The 10,943-nt window shown below is 44.6% G+C and carries 10 protein-coding genes and 1 pseudogene; 10 read left to right on the top strand and 1 reads right to left on the bottom strand.

What is annotated here, in order from left to right; all coding sequences use genetic code 11:
* The first annotated feature begins 93 nt into the window (after positions 1–93).
* The 10 genes from L1D50_RS17725 to L1D50_RS17680 all read left to right on the top strand — a co-directional run bounded on the left by L1D50_RS17725 (position 94) and on the right by L1D50_RS17680 (position 10,506).
* Complete coding sequence (locus tag L1D50_RS17725) at positions 94–1,173, top strand: AAA family ATPase (protein ID WP_239966513.1); 1,080 nt, start codon at positions 94–96, stop codon at positions 1,171–1,173.
* Between the two features lie 9 nt (positions 1,174–1,182).
* Positions 1,183–3,468: a DUF5682 family protein gene (locus tag L1D50_RS17720; RefSeq protein ID WP_239966512.1), complete on the top strand. Its 2,286-nt coding sequence runs from the start codon at positions 1,183–1,185 to the stop codon at positions 3,466–3,468.
* Positions 3,456–4,664 carry a VWA domain-containing protein gene (locus L1D50_RS23585; RefSeq protein ID WP_138524413.1) on the top strand — a complete coding sequence of 403 codons (1,209 nt, stop codon included), beginning with the start codon at positions 3,456–3,458 and terminating at the stop codon, positions 4,662–4,664. The genes L1D50_RS17720 and L1D50_RS23585 overlap by 13 nt, the downstream gene beginning before the upstream one ends.
* A 119-nt stretch (positions 4,665–4,783) precedes the next feature.
* Entirely contained in the window at positions 4,784–5,095 is a 312-nt protein-coding gene (locus tag L1D50_RS17710) for an SMR family transporter (protein WP_239966511.1), read from the top strand.
* Between the two features lie 354 nt (positions 5,096–5,449).
* Positions 5,450–5,917: a DUF4265 domain-containing protein gene (locus tag L1D50_RS17705; RefSeq protein WP_239966510.1), complete on the top strand. Its 468-nt coding sequence runs from the start codon at positions 5,450–5,452 to the stop codon at positions 5,915–5,917.
* Positions 5,918–6,057: 140 nt separating this feature from the next.
* The gene (locus tag L1D50_RS17700; RefSeq protein WP_239966509.1) at positions 6,058–6,456 is read left to right on the top strand and encodes a GFA family protein; all 399 of its coding nucleotides are present in this window, start codon (positions 6,058–6,060) and stop codon (positions 6,454–6,456) included.
* Positions 6,457–6,463: 7 nt separating this feature from the next.
* Positions 6,464–6,940: a GNAT family N-acetyltransferase gene (locus L1D50_RS17695; protein WP_239966508.1), complete on the top strand. Its 477-nt coding sequence runs from the start codon at positions 6,464–6,466 to the stop codon at positions 6,938–6,940.
* 52 nt (positions 6,941–6,992) lie between these two features.
* The gene (locus L1D50_RS17690) at positions 6,993–7,412 is read left to right on the top strand and encodes a hypothetical protein (protein ID WP_128726531.1); all 420 of its coding nucleotides are present in this window, start codon (positions 6,993–6,995) and stop codon (positions 7,410–7,412) included.
* 230 nt (positions 7,413–7,642) lie between these two features.
* On the top strand, positions 7,643–9,025 hold the full coding sequence (locus tag L1D50_RS17685; protein ID WP_128726532.1) for a Na+/H+ antiporter NhaC family protein: 1,383 nt from the start codon (positions 7,643–7,645) through the stop codon (positions 9,023–9,025).
* Between the two features lie 134 nt (positions 9,026–9,159).
* Positions 9,160–10,506: a DUF2254 domain-containing protein gene (locus tag L1D50_RS17680; protein WP_239966507.1), complete on the top strand. Its 1,347-nt coding sequence runs from the start codon at positions 9,160–9,162 to the stop codon at positions 10,504–10,506.
* Positions 10,507–10,518: 12 nt separating this feature from the next.
* Here L1D50_RS17680 and L1D50_RS17675 read toward each other — a convergent pair.
* Positions 10,519–10,943: pseudogene (locus L1D50_RS17675) on the bottom strand (hypothetical protein); the annotation flags it as partial.

The raw sequence follows: 10,943 nt of genomic DNA, 5'->3' as shown, positions 1-10,943 counted from the left end.
CAGTTAGCGTCAGATTTGCTCCTTCAAATTGAGTAAGTACTAAGACAAATTGGCCTGACTGCAGATCAGGGTTAATACAAAAAGGAACTAACTATGAGTGGCATCCTTCGCCAACCGGCAGAAATCACTTATCAAACAGAACTAGATGCACTAAAAGCCGAGGACGTAGGCAACAAACCTGAAAATTGGGCGTTATCGCCGCAGGCAGTGGTAACGTATTTGCTGGGTGGTAAAACTAAAAGCGGTATTGAAATAAGTCCAAAGTACATAGGTAATCGCCGATTAATTGAAACCGCGGTAGCAACACTTGCAACCGATCGCGCTTTATTGTTACTCGGTGTGCCGGGCACGGCTAAGTCTTGGGTGTCAGAACACCTTGCTGCGGGGATCTGTGGTAACAGTACTCAGGTTATTCAATGTACAGCAGGCACAGACGAAAACCAGATCCGCTACGGTTGGAACTATGCACAGCTTTTGGCAAATGGGCCAAGCCGTGAAGCGCTCGTGCCAACGCCTTTATATCGTGCAATGGAATCAGGGACGCTTTGCCGCCTTGAAGAATTAACGCGCATGGGTTCGGACGTACAAGATACGTTGATCACGGTATTGTCAGAAAAAATGTTACCAATCCCGGAGTTGAATGAAGCCGTCTATGCCCAACGAGGCTTTAATATCATTGCGACAGCAAATAATCGTGATAAAGGCGTGAACGAACTGTCGGCTGCATTAAAACGCCGCTTTAATGTTGTGGTGCTGCCCCTACCGGATGATATGGCGCAGGAAATATCAATCATCTCAAAACGCGTCGCAGAAATGAGCGCGAGCTTAGAATTACCGATGCCACTGGATGCACAAAGTGAAATTGAAAAAGTAGTCACTATGTTTAGAGAATTACGTGGCGGTGAAACTCTTGATGGTAAAGTAACACTCAAAACACCGACAGGAAACCTTTCAACAGCAGAAGCAATTGCTGTGATGGTTGGTGGACTGAGTCAAGCGAATTGGTTTGGCAATGGTAGATTAGATGCTGAAAACCTCAGCAGCAATTTGGTTGGTGCTATTGTAAAAGACCCCGTGCAAGACAAAGCGGTGCTTGAAGAATACTTGGAAACGGTGCTTAAGAAACGCCCAGCCTATTCGGACTATTACAAGATAATCAACGAAGTATTGTAAGGACGTGCTATGTCGAACGTCCATTATTTTGGCATTCGCCACCATGGTCCTGGGTCAAGCCAACGACTCATGGCTGCATTACAGGCATTGCAGCCCCAATGCATATTGGTAGAGGGGCCCGCAGATTGCTCCGCGCTATTACCAATGTTGGCGGCAAACGATACGCGTCCTCCCGTTGCCTTGCTAGCTTATGCCGCTGAAGATGCAACACAAAGTGTGTTTTATCCTTTTGCTGAGTATTCACCAGAATATCAGGCGACTTTGTACGCCATCAAGCACAGCACTGAGTTGGCCTTTATTGATGTGCCTGTAAACATCCAATTGGCATCACAAGCACAAGCAAGTGATGAAGCCGAGCAGACGCAAGCCGAGGAGGATAAAACTAGGGAAGGGCATGGCGAAACGCGTGCTCTGACCTCAGATCCGATCGCTGTGTTGGCAAACTTAGCTGGTTATGAAGATGGTGAAGCATGGTGGAATGACTTAATAGAGCAAAGTCACGGAAATGACCTTGAAGTGTTTAACGCGGTGAGCTCGGCAATGGCGGCTCTGCGTGAAAGCATAAATCCTGCTCATCCAGCCATACAGCGTGACCTAGTGCGTGAAGCTTACATGCGACTTGAAATAGCCAAAGCGAAAAAGCATTGTTCAGGTCATATCGCCGTTGTATGTGGCGCGTGGCATGTTCCCGCTTTACAAGAAAAGCACACTGCAAAAAGCGACCGAGAGTTAATTAAAACATTGCCTGCAAAGCTCTCTGCAAAAAAACTAAAGGCAACTTGGGTGCCTTGGACTTCCGCCCGTTTGTCTAGTGCCTCTGGGTATGGTGCCGGGGTAACAGCACCGATGTGGTATCAACATTTATGGCAACAACAAAACAACGCCAACTTGGTGACCCATTGGTTAGTAAAAGTCACAGAGCAAATGCGCTTAATTGGCCAAGTTGTGTCGACTGCTTCGGTCATTGAAGCGACACGCTTATGTCAAACGTTGGCTGCGGTGCGCGGTCGACCATCTGTTGGTTTTGAAGAAATCCGAGAGGCTGTCATTGCGTGTTTATGCTTCGGTGAAGCTAAGATTTGGCAGCAAATTGAAGCCAAGGTGTTGTTGGGTGCCGAGGTTGGTGAGATCCCAGCTGATGCGCCTTTGATCCCACTGATTGAAGATTTACAACAGCAACAAAAGAAGCTCAAACTTAAACCAGAAGCATTGCCACGAGATCTCTCTCTTGACTTACGTAGTGAAGCGGGAGAAGGAAAGTCTGTTCTATTGCACCGTTTAAACATTCTCGATATTCCTTGGGGGGGGCTCAGTGATAGCGGCAAGAGTCGAGGCACATTTCGTGAAAACTGGCGGTTAACTTGGCAGCCTGAATATGCAGTGAAACTGGTTGAGCACCTTGTGTTCGGTAGCACCATTGCGCAAGCTGCAAACACTAAAATGACTGAGCAAATGCGTACGCAGAGGAGTTTGAGTAAGCTTGCAAGCTACGTTAGTGGGTGCCTAGAGGCTCAGCTCCATCAGGCGGCTAGTATCGGAATAACACTGCTCGAAAAACGGGCTGCACAATCTAGTGATTGTATTGAATTGTTGGAGAGTATTCCGCCTTTAATTGATGTGAGCCGTTACGGTACTGCCCGTAAGATATCGCTTGGTCATATAGAAGAACTGATTGAAAGATTGACCGTTCAAGCCGCAATTTCAATTCCTTACGCTTGTCGCAATTTGGATGATGATGAGGCGTCGCACTACCACAGAGCATTGAGTGCAAGCCACCATGCCTTACTTGTGACGGACTGGAATGGAGCGGTTGAAAGCCAGTGGTGGAAAGCACTAAATACCTTGGTTGAGAGTGGTCAAACTAGTTTGCAGCTCGCTGGGCTTGCTGCAAGGCTCATGTATCAAGCGGACAAAATGGCGACTTCTGAACTTGAGCAGCTGCTGGGAAAAATGCTCTCAGCTGCAGTGATACCCGCAGATGCTGCCAGATATTTTGATGGCTTTTTCTCTGATGCGGTTGACCGGCTTTTGTATGACGACATACTGCTTAGCGCAATAGAGCATTGGCTAGTGGGATTAGATGAAACCGCTTTTGTTGAATGTTTACCCTTATTTAGGCGGATATTTGCTTCGCTTGATGCGATGGAGCGCAAACGTTTGATAGATAGAGTGTTGCTAGGTAGAGAGCAGGTGAGCGTTGAGTTTACCATCAATGAGCGTGCGCTACAGAGCTGGCCTCAACACTTGGCTAGCATTTCAACATTATTGAATGGGGGTAAGCAGTGGCAGATGTAAAGCAAGCGTCGGTATCGCAATCTAGCACCGAATCTGAGGCTGAAAAAGATCGTCGCTGGCGGTTGGTGCTTGGTGCAGATCCTGAAGAAAATGATGGACTGTCGGAGTCAGATAAACGTTTAAATGCAGCTTTAAGTGCAGTTTATGGTAGCAGTGAAAGTGCGAAAGGCCGGGGGAGTTTATCGCGCTCAGCACCCAAAGTTTCCCAATGGCTTGGCGATATTCGCAGTTTTTTTCCAACGAGTGTTGTACAGGTAGTACAAAAAGATGCATTTGAGCGACTGGGATTGAAGCAAATGCTAATGGAGCCCGAGTTTCTTTCAGCCATAGAAGCGGATGTGCATTTAGTTGCCGACCTTGTTAGCCTTCGCTCAGTAATGCCAGAAAAAACGGTAGATACTGCACGGCAAGTGATCCAAAAAGTGGTTGATGAACTGATGCAGCGATTAGAGCAAAAGACATCGGAATCCATACGAGGCGCAATTAACAAGTCTAAGAAGACGTTTAGACCTCGTTTTAATGATATCGATTGGCACCGTACCATTCATGCCAATTTACGTCATTACCAGCGAGACTATAACACCATAGTGCCCGAAAAACTGGTGGGTTTTATGCGCCAGCAGCGCCGTATCACAGATTTAGATGAAGTGATTTTATGCGTTGACCAATCAGGCTCTATGGCTACCTCAGTTGTGTATAGTTCGATTTTTGCAGCAGTGATGGCCTCCATCCCTGCTGTAAAAACACAACTAGTGTGCTTCGATACAGCAGTCATAGATATGACCGAGGAGCTGCAAGACCCTGTTAGCGTGCTGTTTGGTGTACAGTTAGGTGGTGGAACGGATATCAATCAAGCAGTTGCATACTGCGAAGAAAAGATAGAAAGACCATCAAAAACGCACTTGATCTTAATTACTGATCTGTTCGAAGGCGGTGATGAAAAAGCGCTCAAGGCTCGTGTCGCAAATTTGATCAGGCAAGATGTGAACGTTATCACTTTGCTGGCGCTTAGTGACGATGGCAAACCTGCTTATGACAGTACAATGGCAGCTGACTTCGCTGCAATTGGTTCACCTGTTTTTGCCTGTACCCCGGATCAGTTTCCTGAATTGATGGCTACAGCACTGAAACGTGAAGATGTATTGGCTTGGGCTGCAAACCAAGATATTAAAACGGTACGCGCACCTGAAATATAAGCTGTGTGTAGAAGCTTGAATTAACTTCTCGGGCGTGCTAATTTTCTCTCGCTCTGGTGGACGACCTCCAGAGCAGAGCTTTCTTTTACTGGCGGGGACGACCCCATTTTGGAGTTGTCATGAGCTGGTTGCTACTTGTTTTTGCAGGTTTATTGGAAGTCGTTTGGGCTATTGGTTTGAAATTTACCGGCGGTTTTACTAAGCCTGTTCCCTCGATTATTACAGTAGTGGCGATGGCCGCAAGTTTCTACTTCCTCAGTGTTGCTCTTCGAACTTTACCGCTTAGCGTTGCTTATTCCGTCTGGGTTGGTATTGGCATGGTAGGGTCGATTATTGTGGGCATTGTCTATTTCAAAGAGCCTTTGTCATTATTTAAGCTACTCAGTTTACTGTTGATAGTGATGGGGATTATTGGCCTAAAACTATTATAGCAGAGTTAGCGCTATTCACCACCCAGGATCGGGCGGGGTACTTGCTATATTGTGAAGAAATGTAGTTAGCCCTGCCCATCGAAAACGATAAATTTGCGCATTTAATCTGAGCTCGCCATTACATTTTCCCCAGTCTCTGTCGTTTCGCAAGCTTTCAATTAACGATTTAATTCAGGTTAATTTATTTTCTACAGGCTACAGCTTAATTTTCTCTTCAGTTTAGCTGCTGCATCATGTTGGCAATCTAAGCCCATATACAAGTAACACATTGTAATTGTGGGTAACTTTTATTTGTTGGACTTACGGTCGGTTAGTAAAACGAGATCAGTCCATGTAAAGGCGGTTTGTATCCATATGAATGATGTAGTTACTGACAAAGTACGGTTTACTTTTAAAAACCATCCCCAAGGATGTGCTGAAGAATTTATTGTTGCTATAGCAGTAGGCGATAACATTTATCAGATAAAAGGTGCACCGCTTTTTGCTTTTGGTGTTAACTATGACGACCACATTTTGGTTGCACCAGATACCAAAGGTTCTTTAGAAGTTATCGATATAGTGGCTCGAAGTGAGTATCACTCTTTGCGGATCCGCTTTACAAACGAGTTAGAAAATGCCAAAAACATTGAGCTACTTCAAGAGCTTACTCTATCTGGCGTGGAGAGCGAGCAATTTGATAATGGGCGCTTTGCGTTGACGGTTTCACCGCAAAGAGAATACGAATCTTTTATCGATATTCTGCATTATTATCAGGAGCTTGGAGTGTTGAAGTATGAACTTGCCGGCGAGCCTCACGATAGCTTTGAAGGTAACCGTGCGTAACTACGAGATACCTAACTAATGCTTCACAAATTCAGTGGCTTAGTGTTCAGTTTTGTGTTTCACTTGGAACTTTAATAGGCACGGTAATTTACTATCGTACTTAATTTAGGATAATGGCGAAATACTAAGGAAACACAAGGATGGCTGTCAATTTTGTTGGAGGATGTTTATGTGGGCAGATCCGTTTTACCGCGATTGGCGTCCCTCGTAACCCCCATACCTGCTCATGTAAAATGTGCCAAAGACACAGTGGTGCGTTAACTGTCGCTTGGGTAGAGCTCGCAAATGAAGAGGTAAGCTGGGATGGGCCTGGCGGTGCGCCTAAGGTGTGGCGTTCATCGGATTATTCATCGCGCGCTTTTTGCCCTGAGTGTGGTAGCACATTAGGTGCAATAGATGACGCGCCTATCATTGCACTAATGCTCGGCGTTTTTGATGCCAATAGCCGTAAAACCCTAGAACCCAAATCCCACTCTTATATTTCAAGAAGGCCAAAGTGGTGGCGTATAGGATGCAATCAGTCTCTGTGCTGTATGTGAGTAAATTATGACTTATTACGCTATCGAAGATGCGTCGTGGCCTGAGATCTTAACGCTACAAAATCTGGTGTATCATGAGGTTGCGCCAGAAACTGTGGATATCCTAAAAAGTAAATGGATGCGCTCGCCAAAGAGTTGTTTTGTTTTTAAACAACATCGAGCCGTGAATGCCTATTTACTGGCGCACCCTTGGTACGATGAAAGGCCGCCGAGTTTGTTTACATTACTTCCTGAACAGCCGCCTAGTTCGTCGTTGTTTCTACATGACCTAGTTGTTTCACAAGCCGTATCTGGGCAAGGAATTGGTGCCTTGATGATTAAACACTTAGTTGAGTTGGCGAACCAAATGGGGTACTGTCGCATTCGGCTCGTGGCTGTACAAAATAGCGTAGGGTTTTGGTTGAAACTAGGCTTTGTTCCAAAGCCAGTTAAGATATGCAAAAGTTATGGTGAAGATGCGCAGCTGATGGAAATGAAAGTGTAAGGTGCGCCAGCTAAGGTTGGGAGTCATGAAAGTAGCCATACGGTAATTTAAGATGATTAAAAAAATAGTAATTATATTCTCGCTGCTGTTTGCATCTAGTCACGGCAGTGCCGATGAATTAAAGCCATTCACAAGCGATGGCTGTAGTGCATTTCCTGATGGTACTTTGGCGCAAAATGAACTGTGGTTGAGCTGTTGCACGGCACACGACCTTGCCTACTGGAAAGGTGGTACCGCTATAGAGCGCGAAAATGCCGACATTGCCTTGCAAAAGTGTGTTGCTGCGGTAGGTCAAGAAGAAGTGGCAACCTTGATGTTAGCGGGTGTGCGACTTGGTGGGTTGCCTTATTTTCCTACGCCATTTCGTTGGGGCTACGGGTGGTCTTATCCTAGACGCTACGCCGAATTGACCGCTGAAGAGATAGAGCAAGTAAATAAGCACATGGCAAAACTAGCATTAGACAAAAAATAAATTGACGCAAAGTCAAATTCTGTATATTTTCTCCGCGATGTTTCAATGAGGGCCATACAGTCAACTCGTCAACCCAATATTAGGCAGATCCTCACATGCATTAAGTGCCTGTGATTTTAACCTTTTGTTCTGAATTTGGGAAACGGATAAGACTGCATCAATCGCTGTTTATAGCTGACGTTGCGTCCCTTTTTTCCGCTGCTCAAATTCCTTTGATTTGGGAAGTTCGCATGGCTGAGCCAAGTGCAATTAGCATCATTCCCCCAGTCGTCGTATTGACGCTTGCAATTATCTTACGTCGTCCTATCTTGTCCCTTGTTTTAGGGGCGCTTGTAGGACTCGCATTGTTAGACCCTGCTACCATATTGGCAAATTTTGCTGATGCTTCGCTAAAAGTGATGGGCGATGAAACTATCGGCTGGCTTATTCTGGTATGTGGTACGTTTGGTGCTTTGATAGCGCTGTTGGTGCATACAGGCGGTGCCTTAGCATTTGGACGTAATGCACTGAAAATGGCAAAAGGGCCAAGGTCGTCTTTGCTTATGACCTATTTTTTAGGTGTGATCATTTTTATTGATGACTATCTTAATGCGCTGACGGTTGGTGAGACGATGCGTCGTGTTACCGATAAGTTTAAGATTTCTAGGGAAATGCTTGCCTATGTAGTGGATTCAACCGCTGCGCCTATCTGTGTTTTAGTACCACTTTCGACTTGGGCGGTGTTCTTTGGTGGTTTGTTGGTTGATAACGGTGTCGCGGGAGAAGGACAGGGGATCAGTACGTATATTCAGGCAATTCCATATATGCTGTATGCTTGGGTGGCCGTAATTATGGTGCCACTGGTGATACTTGGCATTGTGCCACTATTCGGCCCAATGAAAAAAGCAGAGCTTGCAGCTAAACAAGGACAACCTGCGCTTGAACAGGTTGATTTGGAAGAAGTACATACACCGGATAACTATGCTGCAAAAGCCATTGAGCAGGAATTTGAACAAGCCGACACTCAAGGTAAACTAGTTAACTTTTTGGTGCCTATTGGTTTGCTGGTGGCGTTTACGGTGTACTTTGACATTGATGTATGGAAAGGCTTGTTAGCGACTTTGGCAGTGACCATGCCATTTTATATGGTGCAAAGGTTGATGCCGCTTGCAGACATGCTTGAGCAAATGATCAATGGTTTTAAATGCATGCTACCCGCGATAGGAACGGTTATCGCCGCATTTATCTTTAAGGATGTGTGCGATCAACTGCTATTGCCACAATATGTAATAAACGCACTGAGTCCTTATATGACGGCCGGTTTGCTGCCTGCGATGGTGTTTTTATCTATGGCTATTTTGGCCTTTGCAACAGGCTCTAGTTGGGGGATCTTCGCCGTGACTATTCCTATCGTGATGCCATTGGCCGTTGCTGTAGATGCTAATATTCCTCTGGTGATAGGCGCATTGTTATCGGCATCATCATTTGGAAGTCAGGCATGTTTCTACTCGGATTCTACGGTATTGGCAGCCCAAGGCTCAGATTGTAACTTAGTCAGTCACGCCATCACTCAGCTACCTTATGCGTTGATTGCGGCTGCAATTGCCTTTGTTGGCTTCTTGATCATTGCATAATCGAAAGTAGGTTTTTAGGGTTAGTTCTGCTAACCCTTCAAAGTTAACTTCCCAAAATACTTGCTGTTTTACTTACTCTATTGCATTAGCCTTGCTAGGCTATATAACCAGACTCTCAAAGTGTAAGGATAGTAATGTTCACACCTCGCAAGTTGGCCGAAAATTATCGCGAACTGATAAGTAGTATCGGTTTCTACCCCTCTTTACTTGCAGTTGCATTTTTTGTTTTCGCGCTCATAACCACGGCACTTGAATATGCAGCTCCTATCAATAGCTTTAAAGAGCTTATAGCGATTGTACTGGTCGACAGAGAAGAGAACGCACGAACTATTTTAAGCACGCTCGTGGGGAGTATCATCTCATTGACGGTATTTAGCTTTTCAATGGTGATGATTGTGCTGAATAATGCCAGTGCAGGGTTATCACCTAGAGTACTGCCGGGCCTTATCACCAGAAAGTCGCACCAGCTGGTATTGGGGTTTTATCTCGGGAGTATCATTTATGCCATCATTATGCTGATTAATATTCGTGGTGTGGGCAATGGTGAAACTGGGATCCCAGCGTTAGGAGTTTTATTTTCGCTGGTGTTTGGATTGATCTCTTTAGGCTTTTTTGTGTTTTTTATTCATTCAATCTCCCGCGCCATACAGGTCGATAACGTGCTAAATGATCTGTTTAACAACACCAAAAATGAGATGAAGAATATTATCACCAAACAGCAAGAGCAGCCTTTTGATAACTTTCCTGACTTCTCTAGTTGGCATAATTTACCCAGCACAGAAGAGGGGTATTTTAAGGGAGTACACAGTGACAAATTGTGTGCGTTATGTGAGCAACATGACTTAAAAATATATATTGCAGTTAAACAAGGGTTTTTTACCGTTAAAGGCTACCCGTTTCTTAAGTGCAACAAGGATCTTAGCGAAGATGAGGCACTACATGATGCGTTACTTAGCTGTTTTATTTTTTATGTTGAAGAGTACATCAGCGACCATTATCGCTATGGCTTAACACAAATCTCAGAGATTGCAGTGAAGGCCATGAGCCCAGGAATTAATGACCCCGGTACTGCGGTAAAGGCGATTGATATGCTGAGTATTTTACTTATCCAGCGGTTGGATATTTGCGATGTGAACTACTCCTTTAAACACGCTAAAAATGAGCCGCTTTTATATATTCACGAAGCGTCTTTTGATGAATTACTACATGATAATTTTACTCCGATAAGAAACTATGCAAAGACCGATGGTTATGTCATGGTCAATGTGTTGGAAGCGTTTAAAAATATATTGTTTCGCTCAAGTGCGGATCAACAAGCGACGGAGAGTTTATTTAATTACTTAGAAGCCATCATCGACGATGTGCGTAATACCATCACTAACCCATTTGATCGTCAACGGATCATTGAAATGCTCGAGGCTATTGAGAAAATTAATGGCGACAAAGGAGAAGCGCTTATTACTCAATTTAAACGAGAATAAGCGCGAACTTTTTTAATTCAGCGCAAGCTTAGCGAGACCGGCGGCAATGGCAGAAAGGGAGAGTAACCTGAGTAAAATGATAGCAATATCAGAGCTGCCGCCCGCAGAAGTATTTCGATAAACTAAGGGGTAGTCAAAGAATATAAGTAAGTAGAGTAAGTCAAAAAAACCGATCCGAGTGCCATTGAGCTCTATTTTTGTACCATCTTTTAATAAGATTTCAGCAAAATTTAAATTGGCTGTGGTTTTTATTCTCACACTTTTTCGATCATTCAACAGTAAGTAATGAAAGGTGATTTCAGTAATGTCTTCTCTGGCAATTTTTTGCGTACCAGTTACCTTTGTTTTTATCGCTTTGGGCGAAATGGTTAATTGGTTTTTCGACACGTCCATCACCCATTGAGAGCCAAAGCCAAATTTTTTGTATAGCATGATTC

Origin of the sequence: Pseudoalteromonas sp. Isolate6 (assembly GCF_022398435.1) — a bacterium.
Classification (GTDB): Bacteria; Pseudomonadota; Gammaproteobacteria; order Enterobacterales; family Alteromonadaceae; genus Pseudoalteromonas; species Pseudoalteromonas galatheae.
The sequence above is the reverse complement of the archived record's forward strand: the minus strand, read 5'-3'. Positions and strand labels throughout refer to the sequence as shown.